Origin of the sequence: Pseudoalteromonas sp. Bsw20308 (assembly GCF_000310105.2) — a bacterium.
GTDB lineage: Bacteria > Pseudomonadota > Gammaproteobacteria > Enterobacterales > Alteromonadaceae > Pseudoalteromonas > Pseudoalteromonas fuliginea.
The window spans coordinates 1,187,915-1,209,771 of record NZ_CP013138.1 but is presented as its reverse complement, the minus strand read 5'-3'; the positions used below and the strand labels follow the sequence as shown (position 1 = coordinate 1,209,771).

The following is a 21,857-nucleotide window of genomic DNA, read 5'->3' as shown; positions in this document are numbered from 1 at the left end:
ACTCCTTACATTCCCGGTGGTGGACCCATTGTTTCGCCAGTGTCACAGCGACCAATCGAATTATCGGCTAATTGACCTTTAAAACGAGGCCCTATTTGATAAGGAAAAGAAGGCTGTAATTTACCATCACTGCCTAACGTTAGTGTTATATGGTAGTGATAACCCTTGCCATCATTAGTATCGTGGCCGTTATGCTCATCTAATTGAGTACCGGTTACTGTTTTTTGTGCGTAGTAATAATCTTCAAAGTAATACCCATCGTCGGCATTTAATGTATTACCAGAGAGCGTCGTTACTTGTGCACCGATAGCAGGGCCAGCATCACTTGTTTGTGTGCCTTGGCTAACATCGTATTGATCGACTAAAGTACAGCTTCGCTCGCCCTCAGTACCACAACCACCCTCACTTTCTGATGCGCCATAATCACGTATTTCCCAGCCACTTAATGCTAGTTGGCCGTTACTTTCATAAGGACCGTAAAGTGGATAACCATCAGCTGCAAACCCATAAATAGGTGAATGCGCATCGCCATCATCTTCGAGTAAATCAGCTAAGCAACTCGTGTAAAAATGGTGATGATATTCTCCGTTAGCAGCATGTCCGCCACACACATCAACATCGTATTGCTCAGCAATGGGCGCTAATGTATACCAAATATTATTACCGTAGCTCATACCATCGCCCCAGTTAAATATGCTGGTGCCATTAACCATTAAGCCAACTGTACCTAAACCTGTTTCGCAGGTTTCAGTGCCTGATAAGTCGGTAGGTGTTAGCGGAAAATACGCCTCAACCGCTTGTTCTGTCGGGCAGCCTGGTCCTGGAGGCCAATAACCTGCACCGCCCGTGTCATCACAGTTTTCAGTGCTGCTGTTATAGCCAATATCTTCACCAAATGAAATAGTTTGACCTACTGCTGCTGAGGTTACACCGTTATAAAAATCAGTAGCTGCACGCGGGCGATTATTTAACGCGTCTACTTGGTCTTGTGTAAGCGTTACATCATATCTAGGAATGTCAGTTGTTTGCACGTACATGTATTCAACGTCAGCATCTTCCTCTGTAACAGTAACAACCTCAACTGATTGAACATCTTCAACCACTGCGCCATTGTTTTGTATATAAGTAGAGGTTGTATCATTATTAATTAACCAACTAGAGAGCTTTACACTGGTATCACCATCATAATCTGATGATGCAATTACCGTAATAGTAACGGTATCAATAACAACATCATTAGTACCGTCATCTGCACTGATTTCAAATACAAGTGCTTCATCAGTTAAAACTTCAGGTGCAACAAACTCAGTAGACGTTGCGGTACTTGAAGATAAACTAACCGTAGTGCCTGATGTTTGTGACCAACTAACAGATACTTCGCCGTCATCTTCAACCGTTGAACTTAAATAAACGGTATCACCCGCATTAACAGTTTGGTCAATACCGGCATCAACCGTTGGAGCACTATTACTGACTGTTTCGCCGCCTGTTGTTGTGCTTGTTGAATCGCTATTACATGCGCTTAAAGCGATACAAAGCACACTTAACGCAAATAATTTAGTTACATTAGAGGCTTTTATTTTAAGAAGTGTTTTCAATGTTTGAACCTTTACTTTAACGTTTAATAAAGCAAAGTTAACAAGTAAAAGTGCAAACAATGTGCACAAACAAAGGAAGAATCTACATAAAATTACAACTGTGGTCTTTTAAGAAAAAACTTATCTTTGGTTGTACTAAAGTAATCGCCGCCCATTTTGCCCACTGCATTTAATAATTCAGGGTCTATATAGTCACCACTCATTACTTCATCGTCTATACAAATACCCACTACATCCAACAACATCATTTTTCCGCCGCCAGGCTCATTTGAAATACTAATAACTTCGCGTAACTTACATTCAAACCGTACTTTTGAATCGGCAACGCTTGGCGCATTAACTAACTTACTTGGAGCTTGGGCGATGTTTGCTGCATCAAATTCGCTTATATCACTAGGATAATTTGCACAACTTTGATTCATTTTTTCAACTAGCTCTTGGCTAACTATATTAACCACACACTCTTTAGTTGCCATTAGATTACTGAGCGTATCTTTATTCGTTTTATCACTAGGGTTTACTTGCGTAACACTTAAAACAGGTGGCTTGCAGCTAGCCACAGTAAAAAATGAATAAGGCGCAATATTCGCAATACCTTCACTATTTAATGTACTTATCCATGCGATAGGCCGTGGGCTTATACCGCCGACTAAGTAAGAGTAAACATTTTGGTTGGTATTTTCGGTGAGATCTAAAAACATACATTTCCTTTTAATACATTAAAACTAAATCTTAATTCAAGGTAGTTACGTATAACTTTGGCTAACTCAATTAAATAACAAGTTAATTTTTATTTCTATTTAAAGCAATAAACCAATTATATGAAAATAAACATCGTGTGGTTTAAACGTGATTTACGTCTTAGCGATCATCAACCATTAAAAAATGCATTTAGTAATGGCTTACCGACCCTGTTACTTTATAACTTTGAGCCATTACTGCTCGAAGATGCACACTACAATGAGCGGCACTGGCGCTTTGTGTATCAATCAATAGTTGAGTTAAATAATCAGCTAGCGCGTTTTAACGCCTGTGTTTATGTATTTAATTTAAATATGAGCGATTTACTTGAATCGTTAAAGACGCAGTTTGAAATAGTAAATATATTTAGCCATCAAGAAATAGGCTTAAACAATACCTTTGAGCGCGATAAAGCTATTAAAACTTGGTGCCAGCATAACCACATTAATTGGCAAGAGTCGCAAACAGGCGCGGTGATCCGCGGCAAAAAAAATCGTAATAATTGGAACGAACGCTGGCAGCAAACAATGCAAGCACCTATTGCTGTTCCTAATTGGAAGAGTATAAAAACAATTACTCTCAATAACTACCAAGCACCAACATTACCAACTACCTACACGCAAGATCACGACAGCTTTCAACAAGGTGGCCCGTTGCATGCGCGAACTGTAATGCAGAGCTTTTTTGCCGAGCGCGGTAAAGGTTATCAAAAAGGAATATCGAGCCCAAGTTTAAGCCAAACTCATTGCTCTCGGCTTTCCCCGTATTTAGCGTGGGGGAATATTAGCCTTAGGCAGGTGTATCAAATGGCCATTGATGAATATCATTCAAAACACCCTGACAAAAGAGGCTGGAAGCGCCCGCTAGCTGCGTTTGTATCGCGCTTGCATTGGCACTGCCACTTTATGCAAAAGTTTGAAAGCGAGTGCTCCATGGAGTTTTTAGCCCTTAATCCAGGCTACCATGTATTTCCGTATCGTAATGATGAACGAGTGAAAAACGATATTGAACGCTGGGCGCAAGGTCAAACAGGTATTCCCATTATTGACGCTTGCATGCGCTGCTTAAAAGCCACCGGCTATATAAACTTTAGAATGCGCGCCATGCTTGTAAGCTTTGTCACGCATCATTTAAATATAAGCTGGCAGCAAGCAAGCTTTCCTCTCGCTAATTACTTTTTAGATTTTGAGCCAGGGATTCACTATCCGCAAATTCAAATGCAAGCCTCGGTCACAGGTATTAATACCATTAGGCACTACAACCCAATTAAACAATCAGAAGATCAAGACCCAACAGGTTCGTTTATTAAAAAATGGTGCCCAGAGCTTGAAAAACTCCCTATTGAATATTTACATCAGCCTTGGGAGCAAACTCCAATGGAAGCACTCTTTAACGACTTTAAGTTAGGGGAGGATTACCCTGAACCCATGCTTGATTTAACAGCCGCCTCAAAAGAAGCACGCGAGCGCTTATGGCAATACCGTGAGCGAGCCGATGTTAAACGCGCCATAGGGAGGATTCTTAAAAAACACGTTGGGGGTACTCAAAAAGTTACTCGAACAAAAAGTAAAACGGATACTAAAAATAACAGTAAGGCTAAGTAAGCATGGCGCACAAAAAACTAAACTTACCTCAAAAAATGTGTCCTATTTGTAATAAACCTTTTACGTGGCGTAAAAAATGGCAGCGCGACTGGGATAACGTTATTTACTGCTCAGAGCGCTGTAAGCGAAATAAACAGGGATAACAATTAACTGGCGCCTATTTTTCAATATAATCAAATATTTAGTGGTTATGAAGAAATAGTCGAACAGGTATCGCAAGCGTGGAATAAATTTATCTTAGCTCCTGAAGCAGTTAAAAACATATACTCTAGTGACTGGATAAAATTGATTTAATCTTTATGCAAATTGGTGTAATTACACTGATAATGATAACTACGATAGATACAATCTTAGCTTTGTAGCCCAGTTTTAATAAACACAAAAAAGCCGCCTTGCTGGGTCAGCCCAGTTAACCAAGGCGGCTTTTACTAAACAACTATAACTTACATATTACCTAGCTCTATCATCATTGCTGTGTACATACGTAAATTAAGCTCAAGTTGCTCAAGTGTCATAAATTCATGCTCTGAGTGACCTGTATAGCGTTTACCTGGCATTGAAGGGCCAAACGATACCGCATTATCAAACAGCTTTGCGTTAGTGCCACCACCTATTGATACAAAGTCAGCTTTTTCGTCGCCCGTAAAATGCTTGAAAATATCAAGCAGCTTTTGCGCATGTGGCGCACTATCAAGTAGCATAGGTGTGCCAATAATTGTTTCTATGTTGGCAAGCGTTACATTGTTAGTGGCCTGCCAATTAGCGAGTGCATCATCAATTTGCTTTTTTAATACAGCTTCGTCTTTACCCATTGGGCGACGTGCATTTACAGCAAGAGTTAGCGCATTACCATCGCGCTCAATAACGGTTGGTGCCACTGTCATCGGGCCCATAAAGTTGTGCTTGTAAGCTATTTCGCCAAACTGTTTACCGTGAATGTCTAAACCAATTAACTGATTCACAAAGTCGATTAGCTGGCCGTCACTGTTATTTTCAAGCTCCACGCCTTTAAATAACTCAGCTAAATAAGCAATGGCATTTATACCCGACTCCGGCTCAGATGAATGCGCCGACATACCTTTAACGCTTATTGCTAAGCTATTACTTTTTTCACTAAAGTTAAATTCAACTTTATTTAATGTTTTAGCTTTTGCTTTTAATATATTAATAAGTGCTGCGTTTGCATTGTGCAAAACTAAGCTTGCGTCTTCTGGAATTTGGCTTCTAAACGCACCGCCAGTTACATCCTTTACATATAAACCCGTCTGTGGTGATGTTGCATTAAAAGTAGGTGCAATTAAGCTCCAGCCTTTCTCGGCAACCACTACAGGGTATGATGCATCAATCGTTACTGCATATTTTGGTTGCTCATACGTTTTCATAAATTGAGTAAGCGGACCCCAATCAGACTCCTCAGCAAGGTAAATCATAAGCTCAATACGGTTATTAAGCGTTATGTCTTTATCTTTAATTGCTTTCATGGCGTAAAGCGCTGTCGCTATTGCGCCTTTGTCATCCTCAGTACCACGACCAACTAATTTACCGGGCTCAGATGTATCAATAATAAAAGGGCTTTGTTTCCATTTGCTAGCATTAGCAGGCTGCACGTCGCCGTGGGTTACTACCGTTACTTTTTCGCTTTGCTCGCCCATACCAATTAATACGGTGTACCCTAAATCTTGATAGTCAAAACCAAGCTCTGCAGCTTTCATTCTTAAAAGTGCTTTAAAGCCAATAAAATCGGGATTTTGAGGAGCGGTAATGTCGCTTTTATTAACGGTCGGAAAAGCCACTAAGTTAGTTAGTGTGTGTATTTGAGCATTTTGGTAGGTATTTACTGCGTAATCGGCAACGCTATCAATATTTTTATTTAGCTGCGCATGAGCACCAAACGCAAATAAAGCAATACTGGCTAAAGCTAACTTTTTCAAAACAATTCCCATTTAATTAATAACTAAGAGCATTAATTATAACGCTATGGGAGGCTTACATATAGCAATTTGTGGCAGGCACACAGGTAACGTAAGGTAAATATTTATATAGCAGCTTTTATGAGGATGGCTGTATAATGCGCGACTTAAAATTAACAGAGTATTTAATTGTGAACCGTCGTAAAAAAATCGTCACTAAATTTCAAAAGAAAGATAAACGCACTAACGCTAAATTGCATAAAAGCAACAAACCGTCTTATGTATCAAAAGCTGAGCGCGAAAAACTAGCTGAACAAGAAAATAATGAACCACAGGTAATCCAAGAGTAACTTTACGTTACCTGTTGCTTTGATAATTTAAAGTGGCAAAAGTACCGACCACTTACATAACATACCACTGCCGTGGCAACTATAAGCTCAAACGTAGCTAAGTAATTAACTGTATCTACATATGATATTGCGAGGTTTATACTTTGCATCCAGTCTTTCATTTTAAATAATGCAGTTGCCCCAATAACCATTGGAAACGTAAAAGCAGCGTAGCTCGGCGTAAAAGGTCTGCGTAATAACTTTATAAATAACACATAAACAATCAGTGTTTTTATTATCGCTAATATGTATTAGTTCAGACAAGATCTGACAATTCAACTTGAAAAAGTGAGAGTTACCCGTTTTGATAAAGGTGTCGAATCTTTAAATCAAAACAAACAAAAAGGTAACTCTCATGTTGCATACTAACAATCCAATCATAAAACACAAAGCTGGTTTACTTAACCTTGCCGAAGAACTAGGCAATGTATCAAGAGCCTGTAAAGTCATGGGCGTATCACGAGATACATTTTATCGTTATCAAGAACTCGTTAATGAAGGTGGTATCGATGCATTAATCGAAAAGAACCGCCGTACACCAAATATAAAGAATCGCGTTGACGAAGAAACAGAGCAAGCCGTCATTAACTATGCAGTTGACTATCCTGCTCACGGTCAACATAGAACCAGCAATGAGCTTCGTAAGTTAGGCGTGTTTGTCTCAGGTAGTGGTGTTCGTTCAATCTGGTTGCGTCACGATTTAGAAAACTTCAAAAAACGATTGAAAGCATTGGAAAACAAAGTCGCTAATGAAGGCATTATTTTATCTGACGCTCAAGTTGCTGCGCTAGAAAAGAAAAAACATGACGATGAAGCCTGTGGTGAAATTGAAACAGCGCATCCCGGTTATCTTGGCTCACAAGACACATTTTATGTTGGTAACCTTAAAGGTGTTGGTCGTATCTATCAACAAACCTTTGTGGATACCTACAGTAAAGTCGCCTTTGCGAAGCTCTACACAACGAAAACGCCAATTACAGCGGCTGACATGCTCAATGATAAAGTATTGCCTTATTTCGAAGGTCACAAATTGCCTATGCTTCGAATATTAACTGACCGAGGAACTGAGTATTGTGGGCGAGTTGAGCATCATGATTATCAGCTATATTTGGCAATTAACGACATCGACCATACAAAAACGAAAGCAATGTCCCCGCAAACAAATGGTATCTGTGAGCGTTTCCATAAGACGATTTTGAACGAGTTCTATCAAATCACATTCCGCAAAAAGTTGTACGATTCAATGGAAGAACTACAAAAAGATCTGGACGAATGGATGGATTACTACAACAATGATCGGACTCATCAAGGAAAAGTATGTTGCGGTCGAACACCACTTGAAACATTATTGGATGGAAAAACGGTTTGGGCAGAAAAGAATTTAGCTCAAATCTAAACTAACAGTCACCATTAGAAAAATGGGTAACTGTCAGATCAAGTCTGAGCTAGTACAGCTAATATAAATAATGCCCCCACTATAACAAGTGATGGATTAGCTACAATATGAAAATACCCCGCTAATGTTAAACTGGCAGGCGCAGCTAAAATGGCAAGTGTTGGCTGTATTTCGTAGTCACTTTTTAATGCTAATAAAAAACGATAAAACATAATTGGCAGCATTATCGCGTACGTTGATATACCAATAACTAACGCACTATAAGCTAACCACGCTAATGTCGGATTTCCCGAAAAAGTAATATCTGCAATAATTATCCCTACTGGTGGCACAAACCAGCTGGGCGCCATATCCTCAAAGTTAAACTTTTTTGCTCGCTGGTATAAAAAACTCACCAAAAATGTGAGATGCAGCACAAAAGCTAAAACCCACATAATATCACCAGCCAATGGGTTAAATTGCCCAATTGAGTTTGAAATAACAAGATTAGCCATTGCAAATGTAGGGATCACACTTCCTGCAACTGGGTGTGCTAAATCGGCTTTTAATAAATGAGGGTGTAGTAAAAACTTAGCAGCCAAAAGTAAAACTAATACGCCAGCTAATACCGCTCCCAAAAATTGCCCTTGAGAGTTTAAATTAAAAACGTTTTCCCATGTCCATCCCATACTAGCAATACCCAAAGCTAAACCGGCCATAGCTGTTGGCGCACCCATCACTTTATTTTTAAATTGCTTAAACACTGTACTTCCTAATCATTGGGTGATGAACAAGTTACTGCTTTTTACTGCATTACCTTAAAATAACGCTGTAAAATTAATCCAAGCGTGCTTAATAGAACCCTTTTTGCATACAAATATTTCATAAAAACAAAAAGCCATAACACAGCTACGGCTTTTGCTTTATTTTAAATTTGAATATGAGGTTAATTAAAACGCGTAACTAACGCTTACATTAAATGAACGACCTTGCCCTGCTAATTGCTCAAACCCGTTGCCGCTATCTTGTTTAAGCGCTGCAATACTTACACCGCCAAGGGGGAGCTGGTAATATTCATCAAACACGTTACTCACTTCTGCGCTTAGAGTTAATGAATCCCATGTGGCTTTAGAGCTTAAATTAATCAGGCTGTAGCTGTCTGTTTGGTTTTCAAAACGATTATTATCTACACGGCTTTTTGCATCTACCCACTGCCAAGATAACGCATTTTCAAATCGATTAATTTGCTGGCTAATACCTAGCTGGGTTTGCAGTGGTTTAATTTGATAAAGCGGCTGGTTAGTATCGTCGCGCTTACCTCTCGTATTAGTAACATTAGCGTGCAACTGCCAGTTACCTAAATCCTTAGATTCATAAATGTTGGCTGTTAAATCTATTTTTGCACCATATAAAATGGCATCTACATTAGTAAACTGCAAAATGTTACGCGCTGTATTATCTAAATCATAACTATTGAAGCTTCTTACAATATCAGCATCAATATAATCATTCACATCTGTATACCAAACATTGGTGCTTAAACGCCAACCATCATCTTTAGCCTGCTTAATATAAGTAGCACTTATTGTATGCGCTGTTTCAACGTCTAAATCAGGGTTACCAATATAGCCATTACCATCGCCATACCAACCAATCATGGTGGTTGCCATATTGCTTACGCCCCAGCTGTATCGCTCGTATAAATTAGGCGCGCGGTTTTTACGGGCAAGGCCAAATTGCAGCTCATCATAATTTGTTATTTGGTAGTTAATTAATAAATTAGCATCAACTATGGTGTCAGTTTTATCTCTGTTGGCAGCATTAAAGTTCTGTGCAGCAATGCTATTATCTGTAGACGTATCGCTCATGGTCATAGTTTCCATACTGCCTATACCCATCATGCTCATACCATCGTTGTAAGATTGAACCTCCCCAACGTGGGTATTAATACTTTCAATACGCACGCCTACGTTTAACCATAACTTTGTATTTATTTGACTCTCAAATTCAGCAAATGCCGCTATGCGCTCTCGTTTACCGTTATTTATATTTACGTAATCGTCTGGTCCCATCATGGTTGAGCCTTCAATACCTGGCCACCAATCATCAATGCTGTAATTGTAATATTCTTGAGCGAGTAAAATACTGCTGTTTTTATTAAGCGCGATACGCCATTTAAGCTGCGTACTTATATCTTGTGCATCGGTTTTCATTGGCATCATGCCTGTTTTTTCTTCACTGAAAAAACCCATTTCGTGCTTTACACTGTGCCAATTAACTTGCCCTTCAAGCTCGCTGTTTTCAAAGGAGCGTTTGTATTGAGCTATTGCACCGTAACTGGTGTTATCGGTCATATCCATATACTGATTTGCAAATCCCTGATACGGGATTTTTTGATGCGTTAGCTTTATAACTAATTGCTGTTTATCATCGCGCATAGCTGCGGTTAAACTATGATTTTGCGCTCGATACAATGTATCAAGCACTACATCGTCGTTACCGTCTTCATAACTATCTGCATCACTAAACGAACCCTGATAATTAAGGCTAAACGTGTCACTTGCTAAACGTGCACCAACGCCAAGTTTACGTCCGTTATCAACGCTACTGTACTTTGCTGACACATAACCTGAGTGCCAATCTAATTCATTGCTATCGCTATACTGTGGTGAAATAGAATTAACGCTTATTACGCCTGCAATATTATCGCCGCCCGCGCTCACTGGCGACACGCCTGCAACCACATTGTAAGACGTAATTTGATTAGCCGAGATATACGACAGTGGCGGGTTCATGTGATTAGCGCATGCAGCGGTAACATCTGCGCCATCAATTAACACTTTAACTCTGTCGCCCATTAAACCATTTAAAATAGGGAGGTTAGATACGCCGCCCGCAGCTGAAAAGTCGACACCTAAATCACTTAATAACGATTCTGACGAACCAAGTGCTAAATGCTTATTTTGAGCATGTCCGTGTACTTCAATTACTTCTAAAGGTGTATCGTCGGCAAATGCAAAAGGAGATAGCACACCGCTAATAAAAAGTGCGACAGGGGAAAGTAAGTAAGTTTTTTGAGTTTTGCTTTTATAAACCATTGTGAATTTATGCCACTGTAATAATTGGCGTAATTATAGTGTGAACTGCAAAAGCAAAAGCGCGACATATTGTCGCACTTTATCAATTAAGAATGTTGTTAAATTGCCCTAGACAGAACCCTTTGTGCAGCGCATGTTTGGCATTTATTCTACGTTATCGCCTATTTATGAGGAATAAACACTACATAGGCTCTGCCTTACTTAAATACCAAACATACTGCTGAAAATTCAACCTCAAAAGATAAGCAGGCCATAAATAAAGGATGGTTTTAATTACAAAAAAGAGCCAACAGTAAAACTGTGACCCTTATATAAAAATGTATTCTTTAAATTTATACATTTAGCTGCGACACAATTTCCGAAACTTTCTCCGCCCCAGCTTCAATGTCTTTTATAACGTCAGATACTTCTGAAATTAACTCTCGCCCTTTAACCGAGGAATCAGAAACAGATGTTATTTGCTTTGAAATATCATTGGTCAGCTCTTGATTGTTTTTTACAACCGTTGCAATTTCATTTGTAGAACTACTCGTTCTTGCTGCCAATTGTCTAACTTCATCAGCTACTACTGCAAAACCTCGGCCATATTCACCTGCTCTAGCGGCTTCAATAGCTGCATTTAAAGCTAGTAAATTAGTTTGATCGGCAATACTACTTATAGTAGAAACAATTGATCCTATGACCGCAGATTGTTCATTTAGATTTTTAATTAACTCAACTGATTTAAGGACCTGATTTACGATGGCATCGGAATTTGCGATCGAATCGCTTAAAATACCAGAGCCTAGTACGGCGGTTTTAACCGTAGAAACGGCTGATTCGTGTGCAATCGCTGTGGCTTCTGTAACGGCTCTATTACGCGACATGCGCTCAGTTATATCCGAAGCAAATTTAATAACCTTTATCACGTTTCCCTTGTTATCTAAAATAGGGTTATATGTTGCCTCAAGCCAAATTATGTCTCCATTTGCTTTTACTCGTTTAAACTGTCCTGATTTGAATTGCCCTTTCCCTAACTCATCCCAAAAATGTGGGTTTTTATTGTAAAACTCGTCGGTGCAAAACATCCTATGATGCTCACCTGTTATTTCATTTAGCTTATAACCGGTAGCAGACAAAAAGTTGTTATTAGCTGTTAATATTTCACCTTGAGGGGTAAATTCAATCGTTGCCAACGCTTTGCTTAATGCTTCTGCAACTGCTTCTTGTGCTTTTCTTTGCGTGTAATTAGCCGTAATATCAGAGGCTATTTTAATTACTTTAACGACAACCCCATCTATTTCAACTGGAAAGTATGTTGCTTCTAACCATATTTTTTCGCCTTGGGAGTTATATCTTAAAAAAGACCCACTCACTGACTTACCGTCTCTGAGATTTTTCCAAAATTGAGTATACTCTTTCGATTCCGCATATGATTTTTCACAAAACATACGGTGATGATGACCAACAACATCATCCTTGGCATAACCTACTGTGTTCAAAAATAATAAATTAGCGTCTAAAATAATCCCTTCAGCCGTAAACTCAATATAAGCAACATGCTTCGTTATTGCATTTAATACTGATTCTTTTTGAGCGACTTGTAACTCAAGTGCTTCTATTTTCGAGTTACTTTTATTTATACCAAACATATAAGCTGCCTTAGGGTAAATGTTTAATCTGAATGAGCTGTTTATTTAAGCTCTATACTACAACTATAAAATTTAAATATAGGCAAAAATACAAATTTAATCTAATAAATTAGACTTTATGCGCCGCATCACACTAATTGACCGAAACTCTGGATAATCAATCTATCTCAAGTGGTTACTTTCAGCGCTAACTGCGTTTAATTTACTTGCAATAGGCCAGCTATTAACGCGTAAACTCGCCTTGTTTTCACAGAAAATCTCTGGCTAGAGGAAAAACTTCAATCCGAGTTTAGATTAACTATCTAGAGCCTGTTGATCTTCAAAAATTAAAGTTTACTCTATCTTGGCCGATTAAATCGCGGCGTAGGCTAGGTAACTGATCCTGCTTATTCTACTGATTTACATTGACATAAGAGTGAGTAAAGACAGCGCATGCTTGGCGTTTATGCTACGTTATCAAATATTTATGGGAGTTAACCAGGGTACATAAGGCCACGGTGCTTAAAAGTAAACAAGCTCCTGTAAATTCAATTTCGAAAGATAAACGGGCTCAAGAATAATCTATTTTATATATATAAAAATATCACTATTAAATGCATAAATCGTATATATATTATTTAATTTCAGTTTGGCACATGACGCCGCGCACTTTTTAACTTAATATAACCACCTGTTTATCTCTAAATCACGTCATTTTTTCTAGGGTCTGTTTATAGATTAAAATTCGTTCTATCTAGGTTCGATTTAATCGCGGCGCGAGGTGTGTAACCTAGTGGGCTAAGTAAAAACAGAGCAAAGCTCCCGCGTTCTGCTCAACACCTTTTGCCTACATCCATGAGGGAATAATCACACTAACAAGCTCTGCCTTGCCTAAAAAACACACGGCAGTTAAATTCAATCTCGAAAGATAAACAGAATCTAGCCTATATATAATATTTTTACATATTTTACTGTTGCTTTTATCTATGTATTTCACATCAATTTCAAAGGATTTTTTATGACATCAGATGTAACGTCGGCATCTAGTCAACTTAACAGAACCGCTATTTTATTTGTATTAGCGCTCGGTACATTTATTTTAGGATTATCTGAATTTTCGATGATGCCTATGCTGCCACTAATTAGCGAAACATTTGGTTCAACGCCATCACAAAGTGGTTATGCAATTAGTGCTTACGCCATTGGTGTTGTCGTGGGCGCGCCTATTTTAATGCTAACAACTGCTAATATGAGAAAGCGCAAAGCATTGCTCATTTTTATAAGCTTAATGTTTATATCAAACGGGTTAAGCGCGATGGCAACATCGCTTGAGCAGCTTGTAATATTTAGATTTTTAAGTGGCTTACCTCATGGTGCATATTTTGGTGCTGCTATTTTATTAGCATCGGATATTGCCCCAAAAGGTAAGCGTGCTAGCTTTATGTCTAAGGTGTTTATGGGTTTAACTGTGGCTACTATTGTTGGCGTGCCTATAGTTACACTTGTAGGTCAAAATTTAAGTTGGCGTTATTGTTTAGCTGGCGCTGCAGTGCTTGCATTTATTGCTTTTGTTTTTGTTTATAAAGTGGTGCCAAATATTGATAATGCTAAGCCTTCTAATTTACTAAACGAGTTTGGCGTACTTAAAAACAAACTGGTTTGGTCTATTTTAGGGATTGTAATTATTGGCTTTGGCGGGGTGTTTTGTATTTACACTTACATTGCCGACACCATATTAGTGGTAACAAAAACAGCCCCGTATACTATTTCTATCGCAATGGTAATGTTTGGTATCGGTTGTACGCTTGGTAACTATGTACTGGGTAAAGCAGCCGATAAATCAGCAATTAAAACCACTGGTCTTGCACTTGTATGTACCATTGTATTTGCTTTTACTTATGTAACGGCAAGCCATAATATTTGGGCTCTTTATGCGGTGATCTTCTTTATTGGTTGCAGTGTGGGCTTGGCTACGCTGATTCAAACGCTTTTAATGGACGTCGCCCCCGAAGGCCACGCTATGATTGGCGCCTTAGTACAGTGCGCATTTAATACTGCCAATGCTATAGGCCCTTGGGTCGGTGGAATTGCAATAGCGCAAGGTGCTGCACCTAATCAAACAGGTTATGTAGCAGCTGCATTGTTTTTAGGTGGTTTGGGTATGTGGCTATTAAGTTACTTACAACTAAACAAACAGCAACCAACAGCGCAAGCAGCTAATTAACTTGAGTTCTGGTTAATTTAAAATACAAAAAGAGCCGCTAATTAGCGGCTCTTTTTAGGTAAAATTAAGCGTTTAGTGATGCCATATCAATAACAAAACGGTATCGTACGTCAGATTTTTCCATACGCTCGTATGCCGTGTTAATTTCGTCTATGTTGATCATTTCGCACTCAGGTAGCACGTTATTTTCACCACAAAAGTCGAGCATTTGTTGCGTCTGTGCAATACCACCAATAAGTGAGCCTGCAATACGACGGCGACCCATTAATAATGGCACTGTATTTACTTCATCTACCGGACCAACTTGACCAACAATAACTAATGTACCATCTACATCAAGTAGTGGCGTGTAAATAGATAAATCATGTTTTACAGGGACTGTATCTATAATGACGTCAAAGGCAGATTGCGAGTCTTTCATTTCGTCATCATTAGATGACACTAAGTAATGCTGAGCACCTAATTTAACGGCATCATCTTTTTTAGATTCACTACGACCAATAACCGTTACGCTTGCACCCATCGCAACTGCATTTTTAACAGCCATATGACCAAGTCCGCCTAAGCCAACTACACCCACACGGCTACCTTTTTTTACGCCCCATTTATGCAGTGGCGAGTAAGTAGTAATACCAGCGCAAAGCAATGGCGCAACGCGCGAAAGGTCTAAATTTTCTGGTACTGAAAGTACAAATTCTTCACGTACAACAACATGTTTAGAATACCCACCTTGGGTCATTTCACCTGTAATACGGTCTTTACCTGCGTATGTACCAATCATACCTTCTCGGCAAAATTGCTCTTCGTGATTATCACATTGATCGCAACTTTGGCACGAGTCAACCATACAACCAACAGCAACAGTGTCGCCTTGCTTATATTTTTTCACGTCGCTACCTACCGACATGACTTTACCTACAATTTCGTGCCCAGGTACTAACGGGTAGTCACTGCCGCCCCAATCATTTCGTACGGCGTGTAAATCTGAATGGCACACACCGCAGTATAAAATTTCAATTTCTACATCGTTATTTCGTAAATCGCGGCGCTCAAAAGAAAACTCTGTCAATTCAGAACCTTGGCTTTTTGCTGCATATCCTACTGTTTTCATAATAACTCCATAGTGGTTAAAAATTTAAATCATCAACAGCATAGCCCATAGCCCGTGAATAGAACCTGACAATATAAAATAGGCACAAAAAAGCCCAAACAGTGTTTGGGCTCAATCATTAGTACTAGGGCGCTAAATTTAATTATTTTGCAAGTAAGCTGTTTAGTTCATTAATTAATGTATGAATGCGCTGTGCATTTTTGCCTAAATCACTACGTCCTACTCGCGACTTACTACGAATATCGACAAAACGTTCACTGCCTTCATCGTTAATGCGGACAACGACATCATCTTTAAAACCAAACCATGTTGTTGTATCAGTCGCTTCTACAAGACCTAAACTTGTATCTGTGTTAACAAGTTCCCAACCCAAGTTTTTCACTGCTTGCTCTGTAGCTTCAAGCAAATCAGTTTTAGATTGAGCAAAACTAAGCGTTGCAAGTTCTGGGTAAGCTTTGCGTTGTTCAATTGCGGTTTCTTCGCCTGCATAGGCAACTGGGTTTGGCGCATCAACACGAAGTGGTGCAATAGCTACAAACTGAGGGGGGTTAACTAAGTCGGTAGAAATATCATGTATTGGCGGCACACTTTTAGCTGTGTTCATCATATTTAAAGGCATTGCTATAGCCACTGCTGAAAATACAACAGCAATAGCTGCACTACCAAATGTCACGGTTTTGCGCATAAAGATTATCTGTATTAAAAGTAGCACAAGTGCAGCGCCACCTGCATAAACGCCAAATCGAAAGCCTGTAAATGCAGTTCCTAGTTCTACAATACCAAATTTGTACAAAGGCCCTGGCAGAACGACCAGCAAAAAGGCAATTAAACTAACTAAGCTCACTAAAATTTTCATTTTATGATTCCTATATTATGTGTGATTTTTATTATTAAACAGATAAACGCTATTAACGAGTAGCTTATACTGCCTATAAGTGCTTTTAGATTACTATTAGCGACTAATTACACAAAAAAGTCCAATGTTGTGTGATCAAAGTTACTTAAATTAGGAAAAATATCAACAAGCTCAGAGCTCGGCACACCAAACCACTGAGCCAATGTGGCAAAGTACTGCTCATTTGCAACGCTTGGAATTAAACGCCCGCCACTGGTATCTTGTGGGCCATCTAAATGCTGAGTTAAAAGCTCACCATATATATTGCCGCCTTTTACTGCGCCGCCCATTACTATTTGGTTCCCTGCCCAACCATGATCAGTGCCATCGCCATTTGAGGTCAACGTGCGACCAAAATCAGACATAGTAAACGCAGTCACTTTATCTGCCATATCAAGCTCTTTCATCGCACTATCAAACTCACTAAGCCCTTGGGCTAATGTGCTTAGCAATACAGGGTGAGTATCTAGCTGATTATCATGGGTATCAAACCCGCCCATAGACACAAAAAACACTTGGCGCTGAGTACTTAATTTTGACTGCACGCTAATTGTTTTAGCAACTGCTGCTAACTGCTCCGATAAACTTGTATCACTAAATGAAGTAATTAACGCTGGCGCTGTTTCTAGCGCATTATTCATCGCTTGGGTGTTATTAATCGCCGACTTGAAGCTATCAGCGTAAGCACTACTGAGGGGATGAACTGTATTACTCATAATCCGGTTCATTATAGTAGTTACATGTTCCATGCGCGGCTTATAATCACTAAATGCATTAATTTTACTTATACCACTTTTATTAAGTGCAAATGCTTTTGTTTGATTACCCGTTTGCCAAAGGTTTGTACCATCAAGCGATATATTAGCGGCAAACTGATCTTGCTGCTCTAAGCGCTCAAGTAAACGTGCGCCCCACCCACTATTTAACGACTGTTTTTCACGCCCATACATCCATGATGCCTGCTGATCATTATGCGAGAACAAATGTTTGGGGAGCGTCACGGTTTTATTTTTATAATCATCGAGAGTAGTAGGTGCGAGTAAAGTTCCAAGGCCGCCAACAAACGCTAGATTAGATGAATCAAACACCCTTTTAATAGGCGCAAGCGAAGGATGCAGCCCAACTCCACCAACAAAATTAGTTGCACTATTAAGTGCTATAGGCGCCGAAACAGCAAGGTTTTGACGACTTTGTTCATACAAGCTACGTTGCTCACCTTCTAATGGTACTAGCATATTAAGTGAATCATTACCGCCATATAAAAACACACACACCAACGCTTTGTAATCCCCCAACTCAATCGCATTTACTGACCCCGTTAATGCTTGCAGTTGTAAACTTGTTAGCGCGGCCGCCGACACACCGCCTTTTAAACATAACGACAAAAACTGTCTTCTATTTATGCTCATTATGTCTCTCCTAATACTGCAAATTAAATTCAGGTGAAATAGCAATTATGTAAAGTAAATACGATACCCGTTCTCGATATTCGGCATCATTAAAGTATGCATCTAAATCAAGCAATGCTTGGCGCGTATCAGCACTCATTGAACCTGCAAAATATAAAACATTATACTGTTCAAGTAAGGCACCTACCCCGTTACTTTTTAAAAAGCTCATATCGCTCTTGATATAAACATATAACTCTTTGGGATTTAAATCATCACGTGCTTCTGCAGTTCCCCATACTAAACCTGAGAAATGCTCGTTCATAGTGCCAATTAATGTAGTATCACCCGCTATTTGTAATTCCGGTGCGACTAACTCATCACTGCGTAATTGAGCTGGCTGATAATCGGGTCTAAAAAAGTTAAATACAGATGGCGAACGCATTGGCCCCTGCCCATAATTATTTATTAAATTCCATGTTCTATACTCCCCTTCTAAAGACCTTGCATCAAGGTTTCGCCAAAATTGTACTGTTTTTAGTAAGGGCTCCTTAACTTTTCCTTGATAGCTTAAAACACTGCCAAAATGACGAGCCTCGTCATCTAAGTAAATAGCTTTAATGACAGCCGCTAAATCCCCACGCACACCATCGCCATTATCGTTAAACACATTAGCCACTCGCTCAATATATTGAGGGGTTGGATTTGATGTAATTAATCGTTGAATTAGTTGCTTAGTAATAAATGGTGCTACATTGGCGTGATTAAATAAATTATCGAGTGCTATTTGCAGTGATTCCTCTGGCCCATAGCCCTCAGGGATTACTTCATTATTTAAAAGTACTTTTTGTTTACTTGAATGGTATTCGCTAAATGCTTGCATTGGTTTAATATAATCACGGCTTTTGCGTTTAAACGTTTCACTATCGGCAAACGTCCAACCAGTAAATACCCGTGCAAAGCCTTCAATTTGAGACTGCCCGTAAGTGGCAATGGTATTCCCTTGGGCATCAAACTTTGCGCTACCATCTAGGTTTAGCTCTTCAAGCCCAATGGTAAATAACTGCATTACTTCACGTGCGTAATTTTCGTCTGGACGAATGTTAAGTGCATCATCTGCTTTTTCGTTACCTAAATGGCTTAAATAAGTCCCCATAATTGGCGAAAGCGTGACATCCTCTAGTAACTCCCGGTAATTACCAAATGCATTTTTAAGCAGTAAATCGTAGTAGGTAACCATTCCTTCTGGTTGAGAGCTTAAGCTGCTGTTGGCATCCGACACGACTAATATCTCGCTCAATGCAAATGCAACGCGCTGGCGAAGCTGATCGTCACTGCGCAAGGTCGCCTTCCACCAACCATCAATACGGTTGATATATCTAAAGTCATCTTGATCCGGACTTTTGACTAAATAACTTCGGTGGTATTCAATTGGCAATGCTATTTGGCTTTCAAGCCATTGCTGCTCACTTAACCCTTGGGCTTTGCGTATTTCATTAAGTGTTGGCCCCATACTACCTTGGTGTAGCAAACGTGCAGCAGCAAATTCATCCATCGCGTTTCTGGCAATAAAACTTACCGTTTTAACTGCAATAGCACCTTCGTTGTCCGTTGCAGTTACATTAAAGGCATACTCTTTTGGTGAATAACTCAATGCTGAAGGAATATTTATTATCACAGAGTTAGCAGCTATTGGCTCATCAAGTACCTTAAGACCAGCAGTTTGCTCCCAGATCACACTTGTTATTGTGCCGTCGTTATCGCTCGCTGTTGCAGTTAATTCAATAGTTTGGCTTTTGGTTATATCGCTTGGAATATTAGCCACAGATAAAATAGGAATTTCATTTCCGTTAATAGTTGGCGTATCATCTGAGCCTGAACCACCGCAAGCACTTAGTAGCAAAACTGAGCTTGCCATCAAAAAATATTTATAATGCATGAAAGTCGTCATCGTCTTTTAATAAAGGTACATTACCATGTACCGAGTTTGATGCATTTATTGAAACACAAAATTTACAATTTAACCCTTTATTTTTTGTAACCGAAACTTGACTAACCCTCAAAAACACAAAAAATACGGTGGTTTAAATTAGCCTGGGCTTTATTATTTATGAAAACAGAAATTAGCTATCGTTTTGAATCTTCACAAGTTGCCAACCGATTTTCACATGAACTAAAAAATTGGTCTGTTAACGATGTAAAAACTCGTCTTTTTAATGGTGGCGACAGTGTAAAAGTAAGCTATGAGTATGACGAAAATGGGTTTGATTACACTATTGCAGAACTTGATGACCTAGCTGAGCGACACGCAGGTAAAGAAATATAAGTAAACAAAACCCCTCTCATACGTAATTTATTAAATATAAATACGTTAATTACTTTTAACACGCTAGAGATGAGTCTGGCAGTGTTATTATGGGTAATATACAACGCATTAGAGTGCCCTTATTAAGCTCACTCTCAATTTCTATAGATCCCTTATGTTCCTTTAATACGTTATATACAATAGCCATTCCCATTCCAGTTCCCTCACCTACAGGCTTTGTAGTGTAAAATGGTTCAAAAATATGATTGACTGTTTTTTCATCCATTCCGCAGCCATTATCGGACACTTCAATGTAGATATTTTTCTCGTCTGAGAATAAATTAACAAGAATTTCTCCTTGCTGGTCTTGTACTAAATCACAGGCATATTTAGCGTTTAGTAAAAGGTTTACGAAGATTTGATTAATTGCCGACAAATTACAATAACTTAATGGTAATTCATCATCCGAACACGTTATGTTGCATGTTTTTAACTGATTAGCGAGTAACTTAATAGCCCCCTCTAGCGACTCTCTAATATTAGCCATAGCCATGGAATTATTTTTAGGTCTAGCAAAATTAAGTAAGTTATTAACAATTGCCGCAATTCGCTGTAATCCCTCATGCGTATCATTTAATAGTTCATCTAGATCATCTAAAATAAAATCAATATCACTTTCTTTATCAAGTTTTATTAGTAATGTTTCCATCTCTGCAGCAGATATTGATTTATTAATATATTGTTTTGCAACAGTCATTAATGCTATCAGCGTAGGTTTAAAAAATTTAATACTTTCAAGGTTACTTGTTACATATGCCAGTGGATTATTTATTTCATGGGCAACACCTGCCGATAGCGTCCCTAAAGTAGCCATTTTTTCACTTTGCATAAGAGTAACCTGCTGATTTTTTAACATGTTAAGCTTTTCTTCAAGATCTTGGTTTGCACAAAATAATGCGCGTGTTTTATCCTCAAGTAGCATCTCTAGTTCATCTCTTGCTGCTTTTTCACGAAGGTATGCTTTTTTGTAGTTGTGGGTATCTTCACTCATTGCCAATCTCATATTTAACTTCAATTACACATTTATCAAAACCATTATGCATACATTCAACATGATTTAGCGCCACCTCAATACCGTAATGAGAGGCTGCACCAAAAATAAGCCCTTCAGCGCACATGCACAGCTGCCTTTTGGAATAGTAATGCATCAAAATAAATCCATCTTCAATAAGCTCTGCTTTAATTTCTGGTAAATTTGGCTCTTGATATAGTTTTGCAACTTCAACATGAATCACCTTATCGATACCCATAATTAAGTCCGCAAACCCATTAAAGTTTTCAACTATTGTAGGGTGCCGGCCCTTAAGTGGCCAAATAAATACTCACCAAATGCCTTTAAAACATCAGGCATAGACATAGATAAAGCATCAGCTACATCTTGCGCCAAACCCACTATTTCTTCATCTGGATAGCTTTCTGCTGAAATATAAATACGATCACTAGGTGCATTTTTTTCAAGTAAATCATCCCACGCAGCCATGCCGTACTTTTCAATAACGAGGGCTTCAAGTCCTCTAAAAATAACACCTTTCATACATCCCCTCGTGTA

17 protein-coding genes and 1 pseudogene are annotated in these 21,857 nt (G+C 39.0%); 6 read left to right on the top strand and 12 right to left on the bottom strand.

Features of this window, described 5'->3' with window-relative positions; translation table 11 throughout:
* Positions 1-5: 5 nt before the first annotated feature.
* Positions 6-1,658, bottom strand: a complete 1,653-nt coding sequence (locus D172_RS05180) for a YHYH protein (protein ID WP_007376865.1) — start codon at positions 1,656-1,658, stop codon at positions 6-8.
* 32 nt (positions 1,659-1,690) lie between these two features.
* A complete protein-coding gene (locus tag D172_RS05175) occupies positions 1,691-2,299 on the bottom strand; it encodes a flavin reductase family protein (RefSeq protein ID WP_007376864.1) in 609 nt (202 codons plus the stop codon).
* Positions 2,300-2,419: 120 nt separating this feature from the next.
* Here D172_RS05175 and D172_RS05170 point away from each other — a divergent pair, with 120 nt between their 5' ends.
* Positions 2,420-3,943 (top strand): cryptochrome/deoxyribodipyrimidine photo-lyase family protein, encoded by a 1,524-nt coding sequence (locus D172_RS05170; protein ID WP_007376863.1) that lies wholly within the window; start codon positions 2,420-2,422, stop codon positions 3,941-3,943.
* Positions 3,944-3,945: 2 nt separating this feature from the next.
* Complete coding sequence (locus D172_RS21200) at positions 3,946-4,086, top strand: DUF2256 domain-containing protein (RefSeq protein WP_007376862.1); 141 nt, start codon at positions 3,946-3,948, stop codon at positions 4,084-4,086.
* Between the two features lie 300 nt (positions 4,087-4,386).
* Here the strand turns inward: D172_RS21200 and D172_RS05165 are convergent, their stop codons facing one another.
* Positions 4,387-5,874, bottom strand: coding sequence for a dipeptidase (locus D172_RS05165; RefSeq protein WP_007376861.1), 1,488 nt, complete (start codon positions 5,872-5,874; stop codon positions 4,387-4,389).
* Positions 5,875-6,011: 137 nt separating this feature from the next.
* Here D172_RS05165 and D172_RS05160 point away from each other — a divergent pair, with 137 nt between their 5' ends.
* Both D172_RS05160 and D172_RS05150 read left to right on the top strand, forming a co-directional pair.
* Entirely contained in the window at positions 6,012-6,203 is a 192-nt protein-coding gene (locus tag D172_RS05160) for a DUF2986 domain-containing protein (RefSeq protein ID WP_007376860.1), read from the top strand.
* A gap of 394 nt (positions 6,204-6,597) precedes the next feature.
* On the top strand, positions 6,598-7,638 hold the full coding sequence (locus tag D172_RS05150) for an IS481 family transposase (protein ID WP_007379120.1): 1,041 nt from the start codon (positions 6,598-6,600) through the stop codon (positions 7,636-7,638).
* 38 nt (positions 7,639-7,676) lie between these two features.
* On the opposite strand, the gene D172_RS05145 is transcribed toward D172_RS05150, so the two are convergent.
* From D172_RS05145 to D172_RS21870, 3 genes are all read right to left on the bottom strand, one after another.
* Positions 7,677-8,381, bottom strand: a complete 705-nt coding sequence (locus D172_RS05145; RefSeq protein WP_237113691.1) for a C4-dicarboxylate ABC transporter — start codon at positions 8,379-8,381, stop codon at positions 7,677-7,679.
* A 186-nt stretch (positions 8,382-8,567) separates the two neighbouring features.
* Positions 8,568-10,715, bottom strand: coding sequence for a TonB-dependent receptor (locus D172_RS05140; RefSeq protein WP_007376179.1), 2,148 nt, complete (start codon positions 10,713-10,715; stop codon positions 8,568-8,570).
* A gap of 332 nt (positions 10,716-11,047) precedes the next feature.
* Positions 11,048-12,346, bottom strand: coding sequence for a methyl-accepting chemotaxis protein (locus D172_RS21870; protein ID WP_007376178.1), 1,299 nt, complete (start codon positions 12,344-12,346; stop codon positions 11,048-11,050).
* Between the two features lie 961 nt (positions 12,347-13,307).
* On the opposite strand from D172_RS21870, the gene D172_RS05130 reads away from it, so the two are divergent.
* Positions 13,308-14,549, top strand: coding sequence for an MFS transporter (locus D172_RS05130; RefSeq protein ID WP_257721347.1), 1,242 nt, complete (start codon positions 13,308-13,310; stop codon positions 14,547-14,549).
* Positions 14,550-14,613: 64 nt separating this feature from the next.
* Here the strand turns inward: D172_RS05130 and D172_RS05125 are convergent, their stop codons facing one another.
* The 4 genes from D172_RS05125 to D172_RS05110 form a co-directional block, all read right to left on the bottom strand.
* On the bottom strand, positions 14,614-15,660 hold the full coding sequence (locus tag D172_RS05125) for an NAD(P)-dependent alcohol dehydrogenase (RefSeq protein ID WP_007376176.1): 1,047 nt from the start codon (positions 15,658-15,660) through the stop codon (positions 14,614-14,616).
* 142 nt (positions 15,661-15,802) lie between these two features.
* Positions 15,803-16,516: a DUF1499 domain-containing protein gene (locus D172_RS05120; protein WP_007376175.1), complete on the bottom strand. Its 714-nt coding sequence runs from the start codon at positions 16,514-16,516 to the stop codon at positions 15,803-15,805.
* A 107-nt stretch (positions 16,517-16,623) separates the two neighbouring features.
* The gene (locus D172_RS05115; RefSeq protein WP_007376174.1) at positions 16,624-17,964 is read right to left on the bottom strand and encodes a DUF1501 domain-containing protein; all 1,341 of its coding nucleotides are present in this window, start codon (positions 17,962-17,964) and stop codon (positions 16,624-16,626) included.
* Between the two features lie 10 nt (positions 17,965-17,974).
* Positions 17,975-19,882, bottom strand: coding sequence for a DUF1800 domain-containing protein (locus D172_RS05110; protein WP_033023295.1), 1,908 nt, complete (start codon positions 19,880-19,882; stop codon positions 17,975-17,977).
* Between the two features lie 171 nt (positions 19,883-20,053).
* Here D172_RS05110 and D172_RS05105 point away from each other — a divergent pair, with 171 nt between their 5' ends.
* Positions 20,054-20,269, top strand: coding sequence for a hypothetical protein (locus tag D172_RS05105; RefSeq protein WP_007376172.1), 216 nt, complete (start codon positions 20,054-20,056; stop codon positions 20,267-20,269).
* 55 nt (positions 20,270-20,324) lie between these two features.
* Here D172_RS05105 and D172_RS05100 read toward each other — a convergent pair whose 3' ends face one another.
* Both D172_RS05100 and D172_RS05095 read right to left on the bottom strand, forming a co-directional pair.
* Positions 20,325-21,299: a sensor histidine kinase gene (locus tag D172_RS05100; protein WP_033023292.1), complete on the bottom strand. Its 975-nt coding sequence runs from the start codon at positions 21,297-21,299 to the stop codon at positions 20,325-20,327.
* Positions 21,292-21,842: pseudogene (locus tag D172_RS05095) on the bottom strand (heme NO-binding domain-containing protein). Before D172_RS05095 ends, D172_RS05100 begins: the two are co-directional and overlap by 8 nt.
* Positions 21,843-21,857: the final 15 nt, after the last annotated feature.